18 protein-coding genes and 1 tRNA gene are annotated in these 21,288 nt (G+C 54.6%); 10 read left to right on the forward strand and 9 right to left on the reverse strand.

Annotated elements, in window-relative coordinates:
- Positions 1–6: 6 nt before the first annotated feature.
- Complete coding sequence (locus DQM29_RS13495) at positions 7–846, forward strand: oxamate carbamoyltransferase subunit AllH family protein (RefSeq protein ID WP_170126535.1); 840 nt, start codon at positions 7–9, stop codon at positions 844–846.
- Here the strand turns inward: DQM29_RS13495 and allS are convergent.
- The 6 genes from allS to DQM29_RS13525 all read right to left on the reverse strand — a co-directional run bounded on the left by allS (position 843) and on the right by DQM29_RS13525 (position 8,962).
- Positions 843–1,775 (reverse strand): HTH-type transcriptional activator AllS, encoded by a 933-nt coding sequence (gene allS, locus DQM29_RS13500; RefSeq protein WP_111741172.1) that lies wholly within the window; start codon positions 1,773–1,775, stop codon positions 843–845. The two genes, DQM29_RS13495 and allS, sit on opposite strands and share 4 nt — an antisense overlap.
- A 213-nt stretch (positions 1,776–1,988) precedes the next feature.
- A complete protein-coding gene (locus DQM29_RS13505) occupies positions 1,989–3,071 on the reverse strand; it encodes a hypothetical protein (protein ID WP_111741173.1) in 1,083 nt (360 codons plus the stop codon).
- A 52-nt stretch (positions 3,072–3,123) separates the two neighbouring features.
- Positions 3,124–4,146, reverse strand: a complete 1,023-nt coding sequence (locus tag DQM29_RS13510) for a DUF4272 domain-containing protein (RefSeq protein WP_111741174.1) — start codon at positions 4,144–4,146, stop codon at positions 3,124–3,126.
- A 122-nt stretch (positions 4,147–4,268) separates the two neighbouring features.
- Positions 4,269–4,757 (reverse strand): hypothetical protein, encoded by a 489-nt coding sequence (locus DQM29_RS13515; protein ID WP_111741175.1) that lies wholly within the window; start codon positions 4,755–4,757, stop codon positions 4,269–4,271.
- A gap of 51 nt (positions 4,758–4,808) precedes the next feature.
- Positions 4,809–7,649, reverse strand: a complete 2,841-nt coding sequence (glnE, locus tag DQM29_RS13520; protein WP_111741176.1) for a bifunctional [glutamate--ammonia ligase]-adenylyl-L-tyrosine phosphorylase/[glutamate--ammonia-ligase] adenylyltransferase — start codon at positions 7,647–7,649, stop codon at positions 4,809–4,811.
- A 23-nt stretch (positions 7,650–7,672) separates the two neighbouring features.
- A complete protein-coding gene (locus DQM29_RS13525; protein ID WP_170126536.1) occupies positions 7,673–8,962 on the reverse strand; it encodes a CYTH domain-containing protein in 1,290 nt (429 codons plus the stop codon).
- Between the two features lie 205 nt (positions 8,963–9,167).
- On the opposite strand from DQM29_RS13525, the gene DQM29_RS13530 reads away from it, so the two are divergent.
- Entirely contained in the window at positions 9,168–9,791 is a 624-nt protein-coding gene (locus DQM29_RS13530; protein ID WP_111741178.1) for a TIGR04211 family SH3 domain-containing protein, read from the forward strand.
- Between the two features lie 93 nt (positions 9,792–9,884).
- Positions 9,885–11,117 carry a multifunctional CCA addition/repair protein gene (locus tag DQM29_RS13535; protein WP_111741179.1) on the forward strand — a complete coding sequence of 411 codons (1,233 nt, stop codon included), beginning with the start codon at positions 9,885–9,887 and terminating at the stop codon, positions 11,115–11,117.
- A 94-nt stretch (positions 11,118–11,211) separates the two neighbouring features.
- On the opposite strand, the gene bacA is transcribed toward DQM29_RS13535, so the two are convergent.
- A complete protein-coding gene (gene bacA, locus DQM29_RS13540) occupies positions 11,212–12,039 on the reverse strand; it encodes an undecaprenyl-diphosphate phosphatase (RefSeq protein ID WP_111741180.1) in 828 nt (275 codons plus the stop codon).
- A gap of 114 nt (positions 12,040–12,153) precedes the next feature.
- Positions 12,154–12,513 carry a bifunctional dihydroneopterin aldolase/7,8-dihydroneopterin epimerase gene (gene folB, locus DQM29_RS13545; RefSeq protein WP_111741181.1) on the reverse strand — a complete coding sequence of 120 codons (360 nt, stop codon included), beginning with the start codon at positions 12,511–12,513 and terminating at the stop codon, positions 12,154–12,156.
- A gap of 161 nt (positions 12,514–12,674) precedes the next feature.
- Between folB and plsY the strand changes: the two genes are divergently transcribed.
- Complete coding sequence (gene plsY, locus DQM29_RS13550; RefSeq protein WP_111741182.1) at positions 12,675–13,313, forward strand: glycerol-3-phosphate 1-O-acyltransferase PlsY; 639 nt, start codon at positions 12,675–12,677, stop codon at positions 13,311–13,313.
- Between the two features lie 7 nt (positions 13,314–13,320).
- Here plsY and tsaD read toward each other — a convergent pair whose 3' ends face one another.
- Complete coding sequence (gene tsaD / locus DQM29_RS13555) at positions 13,321–14,343, reverse strand: tRNA (adenosine(37)-N6)-threonylcarbamoyltransferase complex transferase subunit TsaD (protein WP_111741183.1); 1,023 nt, start codon at positions 14,341–14,343, stop codon at positions 13,321–13,323.
- A 263-nt stretch (positions 14,344–14,606) separates the two neighbouring features.
- Between tsaD and DQM29_RS13560 the strand changes: the two genes are divergently transcribed.
- From DQM29_RS13560 to DQM29_RS13585, 6 genes are all read left to right on the forward strand, one after another.
- Positions 14,607–16,130 (forward strand): vWA domain-containing protein, encoded by a 1,524-nt coding sequence (locus DQM29_RS13560; protein WP_111741184.1) that lies wholly within the window; start codon positions 14,607–14,609, stop codon positions 16,128–16,130.
- Positions 16,131–16,281: 151 nt separating this feature from the next.
- Positions 16,282–16,497, forward strand: a complete 216-nt coding sequence (gene rpsU, locus DQM29_RS13565) for a 30S ribosomal protein S21 (protein ID WP_027275017.1) — start codon at positions 16,282–16,284, stop codon at positions 16,495–16,497.
- A gap of 164 nt (positions 16,498–16,661) precedes the next feature.
- Positions 16,662–18,410 carry a DNA primase gene (dnaG, locus tag DQM29_RS13570; RefSeq protein WP_111741185.1) on the forward strand — a complete coding sequence of 583 codons (1,749 nt, stop codon included), beginning with the start codon at positions 16,662–16,664 and terminating at the stop codon, positions 18,408–18,410.
- Positions 18,411–18,573: 163 nt separating this feature from the next.
- Entirely contained in the window at positions 18,574–20,427 is a 1,854-nt protein-coding gene (rpoD, locus tag DQM29_RS13575) for an RNA polymerase sigma factor RpoD (protein WP_111741186.1), read from the forward strand.
- 83 nt (positions 20,428–20,510) lie between these two features.
- The gene (locus tag DQM29_RS13580; protein WP_111741187.1) at positions 20,511–21,083 is read left to right on the forward strand and encodes an NADAR family protein; all 573 of its coding nucleotides are present in this window, start codon (positions 20,511–20,513) and stop codon (positions 21,081–21,083) included.
- Positions 21,084–21,155: 72 nt separating this feature from the next.
- Positions 21,156–21,231, forward strand: a tRNA-Ile gene (locus DQM29_RS13585).
- Positions 21,232–21,288 lie beyond the last annotated feature (57 nt).

Consider the following 21,288-nt stretch of genomic DNA (forward strand, 5'->3'; position numbering starts at 1 on the left):
ATAACAATGACCGCACTTTCCCTCTCCACGCTGGCCTATAGCTCCAACGCGCCTCATACCTCAGGAACCGCCACCTGTATTGGCATTTACAGCAAGGCAATAAACCTGCTGACCGAAAAAGGAGAGCTACTCACGCTTCATGAACATCCTCACGGCCTTAGCCCTGCCGGATGGCTGCTTCAGGAAGAGGTGTTTCACGCCGTCAGCCACCGCATTACACCCCAGTCTCGAGTCTGTCTGAGCAAGGGCGAGCTACGAATAGGCGGCTTATGCCTGAGGCGCGCCGGGCGCAGAGTCAGTCTGAATATGTGGAGCGGAAGTCACCCTCTAAGAGCTGAGAGCCTACGGCAGACGCTGTGCCATCAAATGAGGGAAACGGGACTTTACGGCTCGCTTCACCATCTTGCGACCACTCCCCTTTGCGATAAACTCGGCCTTATAGTAGATCGATTCACTCTGTCATTGATCGGTCAGAAAACGGACTGGACCGCCCATATCGGTATGGGGCCAGGGTTGACGCCAAGCAGTGACGATATGTTGGTAGGCATGCTGGCTGCAGCGTATGGCTACACGCCAACGGCAAAGAGGCTGCGCCAATCACCGTTCTTTATCTCAGCCACACCATTACAAGAGTTAACCACTCACGTCAGCAGTGCCTATTTGCATCACGCCTGCGAAGGGCGTTTTTCAACGCCTCTTAGTCGCGCCGCGCTATCGCTACGTCATCATCGCAGAGATAAGACAGCGGTAGTCAGGCTGCTGTCCCACGGGCACACGTCCGGTGCTGATACGCTGCTGGGCGTTTGGCTGGGAGCAATGGCCGTTGAGAGGCTGGAGCGTGTTTAACCGACCTCAATGGGATTATCGATTCTAGCCAGAAAGTCTTGAATTATCGGATCTCGCTCTTCAAACAGCCTGACAATCTGCTGTGTGGCTTTCCCCATGGTGGCGTTCTTCCACGCCAGACACAGCGGAGAAGGCTGTCGGTTATGGGACACTTCGCGCTGAATAAGCGTGCCGTCGTCCAGATAGGGCTGGCACAGCGTCTTGGGTAAAAATCCAACACCTAGCCCCCGCAGGTGACAGGCCAGTTTGGTGTGGAGATTAGGCACTTTGATATCCCGCTGCCCCGGCAACAGCCAGGCAACCCGCTTGGGAAGGTTTCGGGAAGTGTCTTCAATATTAATGGCGGGATAGGCGCGCAGTTGATCTTCCGTCAACGTACCTGTCGTGCTTGCTAACGGGTGCTGAGGCGCAATAACAAACACCCAGCGCACCGCTCCGAGCTGTAAAATATTAATAGAGTTATCTAAAGACTCCCAGCCCGTTGCGCCAATAGCAATCTGGTAGCCGCCGTTGAGCAGCGTGTCCCAAACCCCCATGTAAACCTGACGAGAAATCTGAAACTGGGTAAACGGAAAGCGCTGGTTAAGGTAGTTCAGCAGCTCTGCGGCAGCGGCAGGGTTGTACAGCAGGTTGTTGACGACGATATTGACCTGAGGTTCGACCCCGTCGTTAATCTGGCGCAGCTCCCCCGGCATCACTTCCAGCCAGGTATTCCAACGGTAGCACTGGGCCAGCAGATACTCTCCCGCCGAAGTCAACGATACCGAGCGCGTTGTGCGGTTAAATAGCGGTGTGCCGATCCGCTCTTCCAGCATTTTGATGCGATAGCCGATGGCCGCAGGTGTCTTATGCATCACCTCAGCGGCTTTAGAAAAACTGGCAGACTCCGCCACGTTAATAAATGAACGGATCGTTTCTTGATCAAGCATCGCAACCTCAACGCATGGACGGCTCCACCGCTTATAGCACTTGATTAGTTACAAATATCAAGGAAAGCGACGTAACCCATCATTAACAGAATCTGACATTGTATCCCTATATCAAAATGACGCGGTGATCCGCGTCATAGAATGAGATTAACCCCATGAATAATAATGGATTAAATGTCTTCCTTGAGGCCTGAACCGCAGAGAGACTACCGTTTAGTACCACTCTCCCCGCAGGTACCCTTTCAGTTCACCCTCTGGTGACTCATTTGCGCGATTCACTTCCAGCTCCGTATCCTCAGTCACAAAGGTAAATCCTTCTTTGGGCAGCGCATCTCGTAGAGCACTGGCCATCAGCCCCTGCCAGTACGTCAAGTCCCCAGCCTTATCGCAGTACCCGCCGGGGTAGGTATAGTCAGTAAACGGATCGCTGTCCTCAACCAAAAAATCCTCATAGTTGATACGCCCTGTATACATTGCCCGTTTTCCGTCCTCGCAGGGCTTATCACCATAACGAATGACCCACGGTTCTGTACCGCTAACGGCAAACACGACGTCCTTTTGCAACTGACGATAAATGTCTGCTCGCGACTCTTTCCAGTCAATGTTGCCGACGTTCTTCTCTACCCATTCGGCGGCACTCATCAATTCTGACGGCGCCAGCAGCCTGAACGCTTTTCCGCTTTCTTCACCTTCGATCGTCACCTGCCATGCCCGACCCTCATAGGCCAGCTCAAGGTAGTACGACGGCAGCTTTACGTCTAGGCGCTCCTGCGCTTTGGCAATCTCTTCCGGTGAAAAACGGGCGTCTGTTTCCTCAACGACCAGCCCCGCGTGATAAGGGTTGAGCTGTCTTACCGCCTCTTCCCAAGTGGGAAAGAAGGCTTCCATCGTTTTAGCCTTGGCCATCTCTTTTTTCAGGAAGTCATTGGGCAGTAGCACACCGTCACCCGACACAGTAAGTGAGGTATCCCCCTCCATCATCGCCTCACCGTAGATTCGATAAGGCACGATGCTCGTTACCGGCGGCAGTTCGACCGATCGCTCCGTTGCATCAGCATCAACGCTAAGGCTGTACTCATTACCGCCGATTTCAAGGACTAGAATTTCTTGTATCTGATCGCTACCCAGCCCGTTGGTCACATAAAGCCCGCTGCGATCTTCTTGAATGCTAGCTCGCTCACCCAGCGAATCCCAGTTCTGATATACGTTATACCAAATGTAGGCCATGCCGGAACCCACAAGCAGAAACAGCCCCAGCGCTGAGCCTATCAGGATATTTTTTTGCGTTTTGGTCATTTGATTAAGCTTATTTTCGTATGATTATTTTTAAACCGCTTTTCGCTACTGCTCAAGTGGGCGTATCGACTTCATCCCACTGCGCATCCTCAAAGCATACCAGCCAGTTCAGGGCATAGTGACGTTCGCTTACTACGCTAGCTGACAGGTTTGCGGGCACTTCCTCTCCGCGCTGCCCAGCTTCACGAACCACCCAGTGCAGGCGATAACATAAATCCAATGCGTCTAAAATCTCAGCCGCCGGGCGAAGTCGCGCTGAGTCGATAAAGCTTTGCGTATCTCCGGCTAGAATAAGATTGGTGACCTCATCAACATCACAAATATCAGTAGGCAAGGCGAGGTGCTCCGTTTTGCCTAAACTCCACAGCAGTCCTGCCAGCGCCTCATAGCGCCACACTGCGTTAATGATGTCTTGCTTATCTGGCGGTGAATCAGACATAAAGCGCGCCTCTTCCGCACTTAACAGAGATACCGCCTGCGGCAGGCGTGCATAAATCTGTTCAATATTATCGCGCTCCCCTTGAGAAAGAGCCAACGCCCGCGCCGCTACGCACAGCAGCGCTACACAGCGCTCAGCCACCTCTTTAGGCGAGCGTAACACCGCTTCACCTTCACCCAGCACCGGCGGTAAAGAATTGGCAACGTGAACGCCCAGCGTTCGACAATAGGCATCATGACTTGCTTTTCGCGCCAAAGCGTCCGCAGGATAAGGCACTGAGCCCGTTATCTCTTCATCCCCTGGTGTCGCTAACAGCTCCCCTTCGGGAGAAATAACCGCGCCATTCGTACAAAAGCAGATGCCGTTCACCTGCTTCATCCAGTCAAAAAATGCGTCTAGGCTGTCTTCCTCAATCTCTAAACTAAACTGGGTCTGCACGCGACTGATATGTTGCAGTAAGTGATATAAATGCGCCGTCATCTCGCCACCGCTTTTCTCATGCACATAGCCCATAAACCCGTTTAAATGCGGCTGAAGCTCAGGATCTGTACGATCGCGGCGATGAACAAGCTGATGAGAAAACGCTGGCGCTGGCGGCGTGCGCAGTGTGGAATAAACGTTGAATAAAATCGTCATGAAAATAAATCCTTTTAAGCCGAACGCCAAGATAAGTGGAAATGGTTATATTTAGTTATATATAGTTGCGCAACTTTATCAAAAAGCACCCTCTCCAACTTTGATGAAAAGGGTCTTCTCATTCACTTATTATTATTTGATTTAAGCGCGTCAAGCTCTTGTCGACAATCGACGGAACGACAAGGCGTGACTTCCAAAATGCCAACATCGGGGCCAACAAGCACAAAACCGCTTTGGCTAATATAGTCTGTTGATACAAAGGGCTGTGTATTGGGTTCTCCAATACACATTATCCAGTCGTTATTGCACTGCCAGCCCGGATTCAATTTGCTGGCTTCTTTACCGGTAATATCATAGGGATAAATGAGTGCTGACTCTCTGCCTTTCTTACCAATTTCAGTGAGCCGCCATCCAGGCATTACATCGCGTTCCTTATCGTCTTCACATTCCTTCACGTTCTCACGTTCGCACTGATAAGGAGCGACGCGTATAGCAACGGCGCCTTCCGGCTTTCCCGGCTCATAAATAGCCCAGTCGCCAACGAGGCGATCAGCTGTGCATCCGGCAAGCAGGCTGAGTAAAGCAATACCCAATAGATAGATCTTGTTCATCATATTCCCTTATAGGTGTTTCATGCTGGCGCCACGCCGAGATTATTTATTTTATTCCCCAAGCCACTTCTGCCAGCTTATTCTCACCTGTTCCCGCTCAGGGAGAAAAGCGTCCATCGTCACTTTCCCGGCCTTTTCCTGCAGCGCCATCCGGTGGATTTCATCACGCATGGAGACGTAGGCACGGGTCAGCGCCATGGCTTCTTCTTCATCCATAATCTGGTGGTTAGCCATCAGTTCAAAAATCCTGACGTTGTCCGGCCAGCGGGTCAGCTGCGGCTTGTCGTGAGCATAGCGCAGCACCAGATACTGGGCGATAAACTCAATGTCGGTAATGCCGCCTTCATCTGCCTTCAGGTCAAACAGCGTATCGGACTTGCCGCCCAAGTGACCGCGCATTTTCTCGCGCATCTCGCGCACTTCCCGCTTGAGTGTTTCTTCATCACGTTCAAGGCACAGCGTGTCATGGCGAACGCGATCGAACGCGGCCTGTAGCGGCGCATCGCCGTATACCAGCCGACTGCGCACCAGCGCCTGATGTTCCCAAGTCCAGGCCTCTTTGCGCTGATACTCATCAAAGGCCGCTAGCGTCGTGACCAACAGACCTGACTCGCCGGACGGTCGCAGCCGAGCGTCGACTTCATACAGAATGCCGGACGCCATGCGGGCGCTAAACAGGTGCATAATGCGCTGCGCCAGCCTCAGGTAAAACTGCCTACCGTCGATGCTGCGCGGGCCGTCTGTGGAGATATTATCCGGGCAGTCGTTCAGAAATACCAAGTCCAGATCCGAACCATAGCCCAGTTCAATGCCTCCCAGTTTGCCGTAGCCAATCACCGCGAAGCCCAGTCCGTCCCTGTCGTGCAGATGAGTCGGCTGACCATAGCGAGCGGTCATCTGGAACCATGCCTGCCTCACTACAGCGGCAATAATGGCCTCAGCTAAGTAGGTAAGGTGATCGCTGACCTTCATCACCGGCAGCGCGCCTGAGATATCTGCGGCAGCGGTGCGTAAAATATGGGTCTGCTTAAACTGACGCAGCGCTTCCAGCCGCTGCTCTTCGTCCTCTTCCGGCACCCGCAGCAAAAACTGGCGCAGCTCGTCGCGGTAGGCGCTGAGCGGAATAGCCTGATAAAGGGAGTTTACGTCCAGCAGCTCATCGAGCAGGATCGGGTAGTCCGCCAGCTGCTGTGCCACCATCGGTGACGCGGCGCACAGGCGAATCAGGTGGGTCATCGCTGACGGATATTCCACCAGCAGTTCTAAATAGGTCGTGCGCGTCACGATACAGGCAATCAGGTGGGTCAAGCGCGGCAGCAGACTGTCGGCATCATTCCGCTGGCAAACGTCTGCCAGTAGCCTTGGCATCAGGCGATCGAGAACATCGCGCCCGCGCTGCCCGACAGCGCGCTTGTCCAGATCGTGCCGAAAGGCGTCAAGGTGCTCGCCTACCGCCCGACGCACCCCCTCGTCCAGCTTTGGCATCAGCGCCGTCAGCTCTTCTTCGCTTAACTCGTCTTGCCACAATGTGGCGTATCCCTGACAGCCCCGATCCTCTTCCCCCTCTTGCGCATCTTCGCCAATCAGCGAGCTGAAGATTTCTCGAACCGCCTGAGTATGGATCTCTAGCTCAGCCATCATCGCAGACCAATCTACGCAACCCATACCGTAGGCCAAACGTTCGCGGTTTAGCGCATCTGTCGGCAGCGTTTGAGTCTGCTGATCGTCAATGGCCTGTAGCAGATTTTCCAGTCGCCTCAGGTAAAGGTAGCTTTCCCGCAGCGCGTCAGCCTGCTCCTTTGTCAGCAGCTCCAATTCAGCAATCGCCAACAGAGTCGGCAGCAGCGCGTTCCCCTGTAGCTGCGGCTCTCGACCTCCGCGAATCAGCTGGAAAACCTGAGCGATAAACTCAATCTCGCGAATACCCCCAGCGCCAAGCTTGATGTTATCCGCCAGCCCGCGGCGGCGAACCTCTCGGGAAATCATGCCTTTCATGCCGCGCAGCGACTGAATAACGCTAAAGTCGATATAGCGGCGAAACACAAACGGCCTCAGCATGCGCTTCAGCTCTTCGGCGTAAGGTTCTCCGGCATCCCCCATCACGCGGGCTTTCACCATCGCGTAGCGCTCCCAGTCGCGCCCCTGTTCCTGATAGTAGTCTTCCAGCGCGCTAAAGCTAAACACCAGCGGCCCGCCGTCGCCAAACGGTCGCAGGCGCATGTCAACGCGGTAGACAAAGCCTTCCATCGTGACCTGATCCAGCGCTTTAATCAGGCGCTGCCCAAGGCGAGTAAAGAACTGTGCGTTGTCGAGCTGGCGTCGCCCCCCTTGGGTTTCGCCGTTTTCGGGATAGGCAAAAATCAAATCAATATCAGACGAAAAATTCAGCTCGCCGCCACCCAGTTTCCCCATGCCTAAAATCAACAGCGGCTGCGCCTCGCCCTCACTGTTAACCGGTGTCCCCCACTCTCGACAGCACTGCTCGTACAGCCAGTCGCGCGCACTGACAATGAGCACCTCCGCCAGTTCGCTGAGCTGCGCCAGCGTCTGCTGTGTGGTGCACAGAGACAGGCTCTGCGCCCAAGAAATGCGCGTCAGCATTCGACGGCGAAACAGGCGCAGCGCTCTCATCAGTGAAACCTCATCCACCGCATCGGCCATGGCTTCCTCCAGCCACTCGCGATAGCGCTGGGCATCATCCCCCTGCGGAGGAACCTGATGCAGCTCCTTCAGCCAGTCAGGCTGAAGCGCCAGACTTTCACTGACGAAATCACTCAAGGCCAGCGCAACACCGTCCTCCAAAGAGAGGTTCACGGCGGAAGGTTCCTGAGCGGCAAGATCGCTCTGTCGCTTAAGGCGCTGGGTTTCAAGCAATGGAGAAAGCGGTAGCATGAAATATCCTTACTGAAAAAAGATCAGGCGGGCCGATCGCCGTTTAGCCAAAATGCGGGCTGAGTCAGCGCTTTCTGTCGCTGGGTGTCGCGATCGCACTGACCATCATAAAGCTGCTGCCAGGTATCGATATAGGCTTCCGCTGCTTCTGAATAAGCGCCTGACAGCAGCCAAAAGGCGATGATCAGTCGTTCAAGACGGGGCTTCTGGTCGCGATATTCATCCGACGACAGCGTAGAATGAAAGGCTTCTTTAAGCTCGGCTCGGCAGCGCGACAGAGCGACGTCCGCAAAGCGCTTAAACGAGCCACTGAGCTTTTTCTCATCCCGCTCGTCAATAAAACCGCGCCAGCGCTGGCCGTTTGTCCAATCCATGACCGCCAGCTTGAGAGCCAGATAGCCTTCGCCATAGCAAATATCCCTCGCTGCATGGCGAGTCGCCAGCTTCGCTTCCAGCGCTAGCAGCTGTTCCCGCAGCGCGCTCGACGCCTTGCGGGGAATAATGCTTCCCAGCAGCGCTATCGCCTGTCTGATAGCCACCAGCGCACGTCTAACCTCTTGTTGAGCGCCAGCGTGGCCTGCAAACCAGTCGGCCTCTCCGCGCTGCCAGCGAGCCAGCGACCACTCCAGCGCTGCGCTGAAGCCCTGTTCTACGCTCGCGCGAGCGGGAAGCATTAGCGGCGTAAACGGCAGCGTCGCTGGCTCTACGCTTTCGGTCAAAAGCCGATAGCCTCGCGCTGCCTTACTCTGACTCCCCAAGCGAATGCCCGATGTAGAAGACAGCCGCTTCGCCAGCGCCAGAACGTCTTCCAGACGCCCCTCTTTCAGCTCCATTTCCAGTTCGCTAATCGGTTCGCTACGCCCGTCGGCCTTAATTTCGCCCTGATCCAGCGCGACTTCAATTCGGCTCTCTCCTTCATTCACTAACCAGGCCTCACGGGTAAAGTCGGTGGTAAAGAGAGGGGCAAGCTTTCCATCAAGCAGGGAAACGTCAATCCCCTCTGGCCACGCCTCCTGCGGCAGCAGGCCAATGTTCAAACCGTCGCTTTCCAGCGGTACGTTATGCTCAGCGCGGTGCGATACGCCCCCCACCGTTTTGCCACCGGACTTCAGCGTCATTTCGTAACGCCCATTGTGCCCTCGAACGCGCAGCCCGATCCGGTGACGACGTAAAATGCCGTCCGCCGTGTCGTAATAAGCATTAGACAGGTGCAGCGTGCCGTGTTCCAGCACAGGCCAGTCAAGGATCTGCGCCTTCAGCGCCGCAGTGGCCTCTGGCTCAACGATAAACTTCAGTTCAACTTCAATACTCATAGACCTGTTCCTATCACCGTCATGACGCACTTGCATTTACATAATGGCGAGCAGTGTAACAATTTCTACCGTTTTTCAGGAAAATAACCGTTAAGGAAAGGCAATTATTCCCATTTAGCCGGGTTTTTACATTGCACCCTGCATCTGAAATCTCTACTATCCATAGACATGTTATTTCGCTACGGAAGATAAAAAAATACCGCCGATGCTTAAATTCAACCGATTCTCGACTCTTCTGCTGATCTCATTCAGCATCGCTGCTTTCAGCGCTAGCGCGGCAGAAGTCCGCTATATCTCAGATAATCTTATCACCTATCTGCGCGGCGGTCCGTCGGATAGCCACCGCATTACCGGAGCTATTAACGCCGGTGAAAAGGTTCAGCTTCTTAGCACCAGCAGCGACGGCAAGTATGCGCAAATTACAGATTCCAAGGGCCGCACCGCATGGATCCCTCAGGCTCAGCTAAGCACTGAGCCCAGCCTGAGTGAGAAAGTGCCCGCGCTGGAGCAGCAGGTTAAAGATCTGACTGACAGGCTGGCCAATATCGATAATAGCTGGAACCAGCGCACCTCTGAAATGCAGCAGAAGGTGTCCAGCAGCGATGGCATTATCAATGAATTAAAGCAGGAAAATCAGAAGCTGAAGGAAGAGCTGGTCGCCGCCCAAAAGAGAGTCAGCGACATTGGCCTACAGCTGGATGACAAACAGCGCACCATTATTCAGCAGTGGTTTATGTACGGCGGCGGCGTTGCTGGCATTGGCCTGCTGTTAGGCCTGGTTCTGCCGCACCTGATCCCGCGCCGTAAAAAAGACCGCTGGATGAACTGATCGCCCGCTGTTAAAAAACCGTAGCAACGCCGACGCCCTTTGGTCGGCGTTTTTATTCAAAACGTCTGGATACGCTTTTTGCGCGGAGGCGATGTGAAAACCTATCTCGTTGGCGGTGCTGTCCGCGATTCTCTGCTGGGGCTGCCCGTTCACGAACGCGACTGGGTGGTCGTCGGCGCTACGCCTGAGCAGATGCTCTCTCTTGGATACCAGCAGGTAGGGAAAGACTTTCCGGTTTTTCTCCATCCCAAAACTCGCGATGAGCATGCCCTAGCGCGGACAGAGCGCAAGACCGGCTCCGGCTATACTGGATTTACCTGCTACAGCGCGCCGGACGTGACGCTGGAGCAGGATCTGCTAAGGCGTGACCTGACCATTAACGCCATCGCACAGGATGCCGAAGGCGGCATTATCGACCCCTACTTTGGTGAGCGCGATCTGCAACAAAAAGTGCTGCGCCACGTCTCCCCGGCGTTTAGAGAAGATCCCGTGCGCGTGCTGCGCGTCGCCCGATTCGCCGCCCGCTTTGCGCCGCTGGGCTTTACCATTGCGCCAGAAACTCAGCGGCTGATGACAAACATCGTCAAGGACGGAGAAATCTCCTACCTGACGCCAGAGCGCGTTTGGAAAGAGACGGAGAAAGCGCTCAATACCGACGCGCCTCAGATTTTCTTTCAGGCGCTGCGCGACTGCGGCGCGCTGGCCGTTCTGTTCCCCGAGCTGGACGCGCTGTTTGGCGTCCCCGCACCGGAAAAATGGCACCCGGAAATCGATACTGGCGTGCACGTTCTGATGGTGCTGGAAATGGCTGCTCGTCTGAGCGATGACGTCGATGTGCGCTTTTCTGCGCTGTTTCACGATGTGGGTAAAGGACTCACTCCTCCTGAGCTTTGGCCTCACCATCGCGGTCACGGTCTGGCAGGCATTCAACTGGTGGAAGACGTCTGCCAGCGCTACCGCATCCCTAATGCCACACGCGAACTTGCCCGACTGGTGTCAGAGTTTCACGACAGGATCCACACCGCTTACGAGCTTCGTGCAGAAAGCCTCCTTGGGATGTTTGACGCTGTTGACGTCTGGCGCAAGCCGCAGCGTCTGGAGCAGCTTCTGACTGTGAGCGAAGCCGACTATCGCGGTCGAGCCGGGTGGCAGGAAAGGCTTTATCCACAGGCCGAGTACGTTCGGGAAGCCTACCGCGTTGCCAGCAGAGTCAGCGTAAAAGAGATCGTCAGCGCTGGGTTTACCGGTAGTGCGATTAAAGAAGAGCTCAAGAAGCGGCAGCTCGTCGCCCTCAACGCGTGGAAAAGCCAGCAGGCACAGCCGTAGACAGCCCAAATTGGCCCAACAAGCATAAACACAAACGCCCGGCTTTCACCGGGCGTTTGTGTTTTTAGCACCTGCTGTTCACGGGCTTATCGAATCAGAAAAATACCAGATAAATCACGCCCGCCACAAAGAAGCGGTAAATAGCAAACGGAATAAAAGAGAAGCGTTTAATGACGCTCAGGAAGGTTTTAATCGCCACCAGTGCCACGAGAAACGCGGTGACAAAGCCCACGGCGAACATCGGCAGATCGCTCCACGCCAAGTGCCCCAGGCTCTTGTACATCACCAGTATCGTCGCTCCCAGCATCATCGGTACTGCCAGAATGAACGAAAACTCTGATGCCGCATAGCGGCTTACGCCAAGCAGCATACCGCCAGAAATCGTCGCGCCAGAGCGGGAGAATCCGGGCCACAGAGCCAAACACTGGAAACAGCCAATAATAAAGGCCTGCCGATAGCTTACATCGTCCAGCCCCTCGGCTCTTGGCTGCTTAGGCTTGAGCAGTTCAGCGGCAATGAGCAGCAGGCCGCCCGCAATCAGCGCGTACATCACGGTCTTCGCGCCGAAGAGATTCTCTTTGATGGTATCGTGCAACGCAAAGCCGGCGATTACAGCAGGCAGCATGCCGAGAATAATATGGATCAGCGTTAAACGCCCTGTGCCTTTTCCTTCGCGAAGCGGCTCTTTTTGACCAAAGTGGATACCAATAAGTCCAAACAGGCGACGCCAGAACACTACCACTACCGCCAGAATCGACCCTAGCTGGATAACCACTTCAAACGTTGAGGCTGTATCGCCGGAAAAGCCTAAAAACTCGCCAACAATGATCATATGCCCGGTGGAAGACACCGGTAAAAACTCGGTAAGACCTTCAACAACGCCGAGAATAAACGCAACGACCAGCTCGTGTACCCCACCCATCAAAAAACACCTTATACAAGAAAAAAGACAAAAAAAGGGGCCTTCCTAGAAAGACCCGTAAACGTTTTATCCATATGCTCAGACAGGCCGCTGTGCAATTAGTTCAATGTGTTGTTAGACATTACGAAAACCACGCTCAATTACCACGCCAACGCTCTTCGCCCGTGCAACGGCGCCCGGTTTGTCCAGACGAATTTTAACCCAAGGAACGGAAAAGCGCTGCATTAAAAGAGTGGCCACTTCTTCCGCAACCCGTTCAATCAGCGCAAAACGGCCTTTTTCCACGAGCTCAACAATCGCGTCGCTGACCTCAGCATAGTTCAGGCAGTCCACAACGTCGTCGCTGGCTGCGGGCTTTCGGTTGTCCCAGCCCATTTCGATATCGAACACTAAACGCTGCGTGATAGTCTGTTCCCAATCATAAACGCCAATTGTTGCAAACGCTTCAAGGCGTTCTATAAAGACAGTATCCATGACTCGACTCTCTGTTTTTCAATTAAGACATACCACTTTTTACTGAATATGCGTATTATTCACACATATTATCCACATATAGTCAGGCCGTGTCCCGCGATTATCCGTCACAGGTAGCGGCCTTAGATCCACCCGATAACCGTAAAACGAGGAGCGAGTTTATGAGTGCTATCGCGCTTGGCATGATCATTATCGCTTATCTGTGCGGCTCCATTTCCAGTGCCGTGCTGGTGTGTCGAATCGCTAGGCTGCCGGATCCCCGAGAAAACGGCTCCGGTAACCCTGGCGCAACCAACGTGCTGCGCATTGGCGGCAAGGGTGCCGCTGCCGCTGTACTCATTTTTGACGTGCTCAAAGGGATGATCCCCGTCTGGATCGCCTACAAGCTTGACCTGCCGCCGTTCTTACTGGGTATGGTCGCTATCGCCGCCTGCCTTGGCCACATCTACCCCATTTTCTTTCACTTTCGCGGCGGTAAAGGTGTCGCAACCGCTTTCGGCGCTATCGCCCCCATCGGCTGGGATCTCACCGGCCTGATGACCGGCACTTGGCTGTTGACGGTGCTGCTAAGCGGCTATTCATCACTAGGCGCGATAATCAGCGCGCTGATTGCGCCATTTTATGCCTGGTGGTTTAAGCCCCAGTTTACCTTTCCCGTCGCCATGCTCTCCTGCCTAGTGCTGATCCGGCACCATGATAACATTCAGCGCCTGTGGCGCGGTCAGGAAAGCAAAATCTGGGATCGGTTTCGCAAAAAGAAAAACGGCGACGCGCCTGGTAAAGACGAATCGCCGGAATAATGACCGACTAGCCTGCGCTGACCTGAGGCAGCTCTTCCAGCGGCCAGCGGGGGCGAACAATCACCGGCAGATCGGCGTGTTCCCCCGCCTTCAGTCTGACCATTCCCGCATAGGCAATCATCGCGCCGTTATCAGTACAAAACTCGGGGCGCGCGTAAAACACTTCGCCACCACGAGCAGCCATCATTTCCGCCAGTTTTTTACGCAACGTTCGGTTGGCGCTGACGCCTCCCGCCATCACCAGTCGCGTAAAGCCGGTTTGATCCAGCGCCCGACGGCACTTGATTGCCAGCGTGTCTACAACGGCGTCTTCAAACGCTCGGGCGATGTCCGCTTTGGTTTGTTCATCGTCCCCAGACTGGCGAACCGTATTGGCCGCATAGGTTTTCAGGCCGGAAAAGCTGAAATCCAGCCCCGGTCGGTCAGTCATCGGTCGGGGGAAAGTAAAGCGATCTGCAGAGCCTGACTGCGCCATTTTTGACAGCATCGGCCCTCCGGGGTAGTCCAGCCCCAGCAGCTTGGCGGTTTTATCAAACGCCTCACCCGCCGCATCGTCAATCGACTCGCCCAACAGCTGATACTGCCCAATGCCGGTAACGCTGATAAGCTGGGTATGACCACCGGAAACCAGTAGCGCAACAAAGGGGAACGCAGGAGGATTATCCTCCAGCATCGGCGCCAGAAGGTGCCCTTCCATATGGTGAACGGCCACGGCAGGCACGTTCCACGCCATCGCCAGAGAGCGGCCAATGGTTGCCCCCACCAGTAAAGCGCCAATGAGCCCCGGACCGGCCGTATAGGCAACGCCGTCGATATCTTTCGGCGTCAGCCCTGCCTGCGCCATCGCCGCCTGAATCAGCGGCACTGTCTTACGCACGTGATCGCGCGAGGCAAGCTCCGGCACTACGCCGCCATAATCGGCATGCAGTTTGACCTGACTGTAGAGCCGATCGGCCAAAAGCCCCCGCTCGTCATCATAAATAGCCACGCCGGTTTCATCACACGACGTTTCAATACCTAGAATGCGCATATCTTGTTAATCCGCTGGAACCTTAGAAAACAGCGGCAATAATAGCATAAGGAAGCGATGACTTAACGACCGCCTTGCGTAAAAATGCTACTTGATAGCGACATCCGCCTACAGATTCCGTTAAACTACGCGACTAATAAAGCTCGCTGAAGAGTTCCTGTCGTAAAGAAAGCCCCATCGCTGTGTATATGCCACTGCACAGGTGTTGTGCTACGCTTTTCGGCGTCCGTTACATTTAAAACAACCACTTGATCGAGACTGAAATGACGAAAGCCTACAGAGTGAACCGCAAAATCGCCTCTCTGGCCCTATTGAGCACGCTGGTCATTGCCGGCTGTAGCTCGACGGATCCTAACGCCAATTTGCCTTCCGCAGCCAAAACCAGCGCCGGTGCAGAGCAGGAGTCAAAATATGGCATAACGACGACAGGCCCTGCACTGAGCATCGCCGCCGGGCAAAACAGTGGCAGTTACCTCAACGCACGCCGCTCGCTGATTAACGGCCGGATCCCTGACAAACAGTCAATTCAGTTAACCGAGTGGGTGAACTTCTTCCCTTATAACTATCCGCAGCCAAAAGGGCGTATCCCCTTCTCTGGCAACAGTGAAGTCGCAGCCACGCCGTGGAACCCTGCCACCAAGCTGCTGCGCGTCGCCATCAAGGCTGACGACCTACAGGCCGCTGAACGCCGCTCGGCAAACATTGTCGTGCTGGTCAACCCAGACAGCACTGACCTTTCTCTGATCAAGCTGAGCCTGACGAAGCTGGTTAATCAGCTTAATGCGCAGGACAGCCTGACCATTCTGACCTACGCGGGCGACAGCGCCGTTGTACTGGCGCCGACCGCCGGCAGCAGCAAAGACAAAATGCTGTCCGCTATTAGCAACATTAAAAGCGGTAAAGCCGGGAAAGACAGTGAGTCCCGCCTTTCTCAGGCCTATCAGCTGGCAAAAGAGCGCTATATCGCAGGCGGCGTTAACCGCGTGATTCTGGCGGGCAACAGCGCGTTCAACGCGGGCCTCAAGAATGCCGAGCAGGCGCAGAGCTTCTTCTCTAGCCCCCAGACTGCAAATATCTCGTTAACTGCGCTAGGCTTTGCCGTTAACAGCTTTACGCCTTCTGCATTAGCAGATCTGGCCACTATCGGCCACGGTGCTTACGGCTATATTGACAACGAGCGTGACGCGGAAAAAACCTGGTCTGAGCAGCTGCGCTCCACGCAGACCCCGGTTGCCAAAAACTTTCAGATGACCGTAGAGTTTAACCCTAGCTTCGTGAAGGCTTATCGCCTACTGGGCTATCAGCCAACCAGAGCGGCAGGTGGCGAACAGGGTGTCGTGGTCACGGGCCAAACCCTGACAGCGCTCTATGAAGTCGTTCCTGCGGGCGGCAACGGCGGTTGGGAAGGTGAAACCTTTACCCCTAACGCCAATACCTACCTGCGTCCGACTCAGGAAATGGCTATGGTACACCTGCGCTACCAGACCGCTGAAGCCCAAGGTGAACCAATGCGCATCGAACTCCCGGTTCCTAGCTCTCAGATGAGCACACCGCTGACGAAGAGCAGCAAAGACTTCCGCTTCTCCGCCGCAGTCGCCGCATTTGCTCAGCAGCTGCAGTACAACGGTGCAGCGACTGGTCAGTTCACTCTGGACGATACGCTGAAGCTGGCTAAATCCGGTGAAGATGACGATCGCTTTGAGCTGCGCGGCGAGTTTATCCAACTGGTGGAAAAAGCTCAGGACGCGCTGCCGAAAAGTTCGCCAATAAAGGGCAAAGGAAAATAAAAGTCGCGTAAAACGACGCGCCGAAACGGTGAGAGAATCCGCACCGGGGGTTTACAAACGCCCCCGGTTCGAAGTAGAATTCCGCACCATTTTGAATATCGCTGGCAATGATGCCAGCAGCAAACCGATTTCTTATTGAGGTGAAAGGTACATGCCGGTAATTAAAGTACGTGAAAACGAGCCATTCGACGTTGCGCTGCGTCGCTTCAAGCGTTCCTGTGAAAAAGCAGGCATTCTGGCAGAAGTTCGCAGCCGCGAATTCTACGAGAAGCCAACCACAGAGCGTAAGCGCGCTAAAGCGTCTGCCGTAAAGCGTCACGCCAAGAAACTGGCTCGCGAAAACGCACGCCGCACTCGCCTGTACTAATGCATTCCGGCCTTCTGCCGGACATGCATTAATAATGCGGTTGACCGTGCAGAAGGTACAGACGCAATAGCGAAAGCTAGCGGGCTGACTGCATATAAGCATGCCGTGCTTTCCAAAAGGAAGCGCGGCTTGTTCTCATTTATGGGCTTACAAATTGAGGCGGAATGGCAGGACGAATCCCACGCGTGTTTATTAATGACCTGCTGGCCAGGACCGACATCGTCGATTTAATCGACGCTCGGGTGAAGCTGAAAAAGCAGGGCAAGAACTATCACGCCTGCTGTCCGTTCCATAATGAGAAAACCCCCTCTTTTACCGTCAACGGTGAGAAGCAGTTTTATCACTGCTTTGGCTGTGGAGCCCACGGCAACGCCATTGACTTTTTGATGAACTTTGACCGCTTAGAGTTTGTCGAAAGCGTTGAAGAACTGGCCGCGATGAACGGCCTTGAAGTTCCCTATGAGGCCGGAAGCGGCGTCAGTCAGCTAGAGCGACACCAGCGGCAAAATCTTTATCAGCTGATGGCTCCTCTGGCAACGTTTTACCAGGAAGCTCTTAGCGCGCCTCAGTCCCAGACCGCGCGCGACTATCTGGCCCAGCGAGGCTTAAGCGATGAGGTTATCTCGCGTTTTGCTATCGGCTTTGCGCCATCGGGCTGGGACAACGTGCTAAAGCGCTTTGGTCGCGCTCAGGAAAGCCGAGAGCTGCTGAGCAATGCCGGTATGCTGGTGACCAACGACAACGGTCGCACCTATGACCGCTTTCGCGAACGCGTTATGTTCCCCATCCGCGACAAACGCGGGCGGGTGATTGCCTTCGGCGGGCGCATTTTGGGCAGCGGTACGCCCAAATACCTGAACTCGCCAGAAACAGAAATTTTCCATAAGGGTCGCCAGCTGTATGGCCTTTATGAAGCCCAGCTTAGCCACCCTCAGCTTGACAGGCTGCTCGTGGTAGAAGGCTATATGGACGTCGTTGCACTGGCTCAGTACGGCATCGACTACGCCGTGGCCTCTCTGGGAACGTCAACGACAGCGGAACACATTCAGCTGATGTTTCGCTATACCGACAGCGTAATTTGCTGCTACGACGGCGACAACGCCGGTAGAGAAGCAGCCTGGCGGGCGCTGGAAACGGCACTGCCCTATTTGAACGACGGTCGCCAGCTGCGCTTTATGTTTTTACCGGACGGTGAAGATCCGGATACGCTGGTTCGTAAAGAAGGTAAAGAGGCGTTTGAGCAACGCATGGAAGGAGCTCAGCCCCTGTCGACATTTCTCTTCGACACGCTGCTGCCACAGGTAGATCTCAGCTCCCCCGACGGTCGTGCTAAACTTAGTACACTGGCGCTGCCGCTTATCGGTAAAGTGCCCGGCGAAACGCTTCGCCTTTACCTGCGTCAAGAACTCGGTATGAAGCTGGGCATTCTAGACGACGCCCAGCTTGAAAAACTGCTGCCCAAGCAGCAAGAAACAGCGCAGCCTAACCAGGCGCCGCCGCTCAAGCGCACGACAATGCGCCTGCTTATTGGGCTTTTGGTTCAGCGCCCTCAGCTAGCGACGCTGGTGCCTTCAACAGAAGGCCTTGAGCAGTCTGAGCTTGCGGGCGTATCGCTGTTTATTGAACTGATAAAAACCTGTCTGTCTCAGCCAGGGCTAACAACCGGGCAGCTGCTTGAGCTGTATCGCGGTAATAAATTCAGTCAACAGCTTGAAATGTTGGCCATATGGAACCACATGATCGTTGAAGAGATGATCGAAGACACGTTTCTCGATTCTTTGGCTAAACTGTATGATTCCATCTTGGAGCAGCGTCTGGAGACGCTAATCGCCCGGGACCGAACCCACGGGCTAACTGCCGAAGAGCGTAAAGAACTTTGGTCGCTGAACGTCGCGCTGGCGAAAAAGAGCTAGACTCAGCGATCGGTAAGAAATTAACGGCTTAAGTGCCGCATAGAGCAGGAAGCGAATCCTGCATTGAAGCTGTTAGGCCGCAGCTGATAAAAATGGCCCAATCGCTTATGATGACCGGCTTAGCCGATAAAAATTTACTACTCTGAAGTGTGGATACCGTCTTATGGAGCAAAACCCGCAGTCACAGCTTAAGCTTCTTGTTACCCTTGGCAAGGAGCAGGGCTATCTAACCTATGCTCAGGTCAATGACCATTTGCCGGAAGATATCATCGACTCCGATCAGATCGAAGATATCATCCAGATGATCAACGACATGGGCATTCAGGTTATGGAAATCGCGCCTGATGCCGACGATCTCATGCTCGCTGAAAACACGGCGGACACCGACGAAGACGCTGCTGAAGCCGCCGCTCAGGTGCTTTCCAGCGTAGAATCCGAAATTGGGCGCACTACCGACCCGGTTCGCATGTACATGCGCGAAATGGGTACCGTTGAACTGCTTACCCGCGAAGGCGAAATCGACATCGCCAAGCGTATTGAAGAAGGTATCAACCAGGTTCAATGCTCCGTTGCTGAATACCCGGAAGCCATCACCTATCTGCTTGAACAGTACGATCGCGTAGAAACCGGTGAAGCTCGCCTGTCCGATTTGATTACTGCCTTTATCGACCCCAACGCCGACGAACTCGGCCCGGCCGCGACTCACGTAGGTTCTGAGCTGTCTAGCGAAGAACAGGACGATGACGACAGCGACGACGATGATGAAGACGGCGACGACAGCGATTCTGATTCCGATGAAGACATCGGTATCGATCCGGAAATGGCCCGCGAGAAGTTTAACGAACTGCGCGAGCAGTACGAAGCCACCCGCAAAGCCATTAAGGCTCACGGCCGCAGTAACGCCAAGGCGCAGGAAGAGATCGTTAAACTGTCCGACGTGTTCAAACAGTTCCGCCTGGTGCCTAAGCAGTTTGACTATCTGGTCAACAACATGCGCCAGATGATGGATCGCGTGCGTACGCAAGAGCGCCTGATCCTCAAGCTGTGCGTTGAACAGAGCAAGATGCCGAAGAAAAACTTCGTCACGCTGTTTTCCGGCAACGAAACCGATCTGGGCTGGTTCACTGGCGCAATCGCGCTGGGTAAGCCGTGGTCTGAAAAGCTGAAAGACGTTGCGGAAGAAATCGAACGCAGCACACAGAAGCTACAGCAGATTGAAGAAGAGACTGGTTTGACTATCGAGCAGGTCAAAGACATCAACCGTCGTATGTCTATCGGCGAAGCGAAAGCCCGTCGTGCGAAGAAAGAGATGGTTGAAGCTAACCTGCGTCTGGTTATCTCTATTGCCAAGAAGTACACCAACCGCGGTCTACAGTTCCTCGACCTGATTCAGGAAGGCAACATCGGCCTGATGAAAGCGGTAGACAAGTTTGAATACCGTCGCGGCTACAAGTTCTCGACTTACGCCACCTGGTGGATCCGTCAGGCGATTACGCGTTCAATTGCCGATCAGGCGCGCACCATCCGTATTCCGGTGCACATGATCGAAACCATCAACAAGCTTAACCGCATCTCCCGCCAAATGCTGCAGGAGATGGGTCGTGAGCCGCTGCCGGAAGAGCTGGCAGAACGCATGATGATGCCGGAAGACAAGATCCGTAAAGTGCTGAAGATTGCCAAAGAGCCTATCTCCATGGAGACGCCAATCGGCGACGACGAAGATTCGCATCTGGGCGACTTTATCGAGGACACCACCCTCGAGCTGCCGCTGGACTCTGCTACCTCTGAGAGCCTTCGTTCAGCCACTCACGAAGTGCTGGCTGGCCTGACCGCTCGCGAAGCGAAAGTGCTGCGCATGCGCTTCGGTATCGACATGAACACCGACCACACGCTGGAAGAGGTCGGCAAGCAGTTTGACGTTACCCGTGAGCGTATTCGTCAAATTGAAGCAAAAGCGCTGCGCAAGCTGCGTCATCCAAGCCGCTCAGAAGTTCTGCGCAGCTTCCTGGACGACTAAGCGACCGCGTTTCACGCTTTGCTAACAACAAAGGCCTCCAGCTCGCTGGGGGCTTTTTTATGAATTAGGGACACAACAAGGTTATGCAACAGGGAAACTACAGCCTCGACGCGCTACAGCAGGCCGTACGCGCAGGAAAACGCTTTAAGTACCTCTATTTCTGGGGTCATCGCCCTTCCGCCAGCGGCGCAGTAACCTCCTCCTGCTTTAGCCAGTGGTGGCCGTCACTATTTGTCGTAGACGGCGTCACCTACGCCAGCGCGGAACACTGGATGATGGCGGGCAAGGCCAGACTGTTTGGTGACGAAGCCACCCTGCCGCGTATTTTGAACGCAAACTCCCCCGCAGAAGCAAAAAAGCTCGGCAGACAGGTTGCTGGCTTTAATCAACAGATTTGGGAAGTCCACTGCTTTGAGCTGGTGTGCGAAGGCAACTATCACAAGTTTAGCCAGCATCCAGAGCTGGGTGCGTTTCTTATTGGCACCCACACTCGCGTTCTGGTGGAAGCTAGCCCTGTTGACCGCGTTTGGGGTATCGGCCTGGCACAGGATGACGAGCGCGCCGCCAACCCTCTGCGCTGGGACGGCACCAACCTGCTCGGCTTCGCGCTAATGGCGGTCAGGGACAGACTAACGGGAGCCTGCGGCGGCAGCTGAACAGAAAAGCCGCAGGCAGACTAGGCAAGTGTAGATTTTCTCCCGGCTTTTACCGTATAATCGCCGCCTACTGGCCCCTTAGCTCAGTGGTTAGAGCAGGCGACTCATAATCGCTTGGTCCCCCGTTCAAGCCGGGGAGGGGCCACCAAATTTTGACAGCATTTTTATAAATAAATCATATAATTAAGCCCGCTTTTTTAAGCGG

This window comes from Leminorella richardii (assembly GCF_900478135.1).
Lineage (GTDB): Bacteria > Pseudomonadota > Gammaproteobacteria > Enterobacterales > Enterobacteriaceae > Leminorella > Leminorella richardii.

Bases quoted from the DNA above. Each gene is read 5' to 3' on its own strand.
- rpsU (WP_027275017.1), top strand. From the start codon at position 16,282: ATGCCGGTAATTAAAGTACGTGAAAACGAGCCATTCGACGTTGCGCTG.
- DQM29_RS13505 (WP_111741173.1), bottom strand. From the start codon at position 3,071: ATGACCAAAACGCAAAAAAATATCCTGATAGGCTCAGCGCTGGGGCTG.
- folB (WP_111741181.1), bottom strand. From the start codon at position 12,513: ATGGATACTGTCTTTATAGAACGCCTTGAAGCGTTTGCAACAATTGGC.
- bacA (WP_111741180.1), bottom strand. From the start codon at position 12,039: ATGGGTGGGGTACACGAGCTGGTCGTTGCGTTTATTCTCGGCGTTGTT.
- plsY (WP_111741182.1), top strand. From the start codon at position 12,675: ATGAGTGCTATCGCGCTTGGCATGATCATTATCGCTTATCTGTGCGGC.
- DQM29_RS13580 (WP_111741187.1), top strand. From the start codon at position 20,511: ATGCAACAGGGAAACTACAGCCTCGACGCGCTACAGCAGGCCGTACGC.
- DQM29_RS13525 (WP_170126536.1), bottom strand. From the start codon at position 8,962: ATGAGTATTGAAGTTGAACTGAAGTTTATCGTTGAGCCAGAGGCCACT.
- DQM29_RS13510 (WP_111741174.1), bottom strand. From the start codon at position 4,146: ATGACGATTTTATTCAACGTTTATTCCACACTGCGCACGCCGCCAGCG.
- rpoD (WP_111741186.1), top strand. From the start codon at position 18,574: ATGGAGCAAAACCCGCAGTCACAGCTTAAGCTTCTTGTTACCCTTGGC.
- glnE (WP_111741176.1), bottom strand. From the start codon at position 7,649: ATGCTACCGCTTTCTCCATTGCTTGAAACCCAGCGCCTTAAGCGACAG.
- allS (WP_111741172.1), bottom strand. From the start codon at position 1,775: ATGCTTGATCAAGAAACGATCCGTTCATTTATTAACGTGGCGGAGTCT.
- DQM29_RS13530 (WP_111741178.1), top strand. From the start codon at position 9,168: ATGCTTAAATTCAACCGATTCTCGACTCTTCTGCTGATCTCATTCAGC.
- dnaG (WP_111741185.1), top strand. From the start codon at position 16,662: ATGGCAGGACGAATCCCACGCGTGTTTATTAATGACCTGCTGGCCAGG.
- DQM29_RS13495 (WP_170126535.1), top strand. From the start codon at position 7: ATGACCGCACTTTCCCTCTCCACGCTGGCCTATAGCTCCAACGCGCCT.
- tsaD (WP_111741183.1), bottom strand. From the start codon at position 14,343: ATGCGCATTCTAGGTATTGAAACGTCGTGTGATGAAACCGGCGTGGCT.
- DQM29_RS13560 (WP_111741184.1), top strand. From the start codon at position 14,607: ATGACGAAAGCCTACAGAGTGAACCGCAAAATCGCCTCTCTGGCCCTA.
- DQM29_RS13515 (WP_111741175.1), bottom strand. From the start codon at position 4,757: ATGAACAAGATCTATCTATTGGGTATTGCTTTACTCAGCCTGCTTGCC.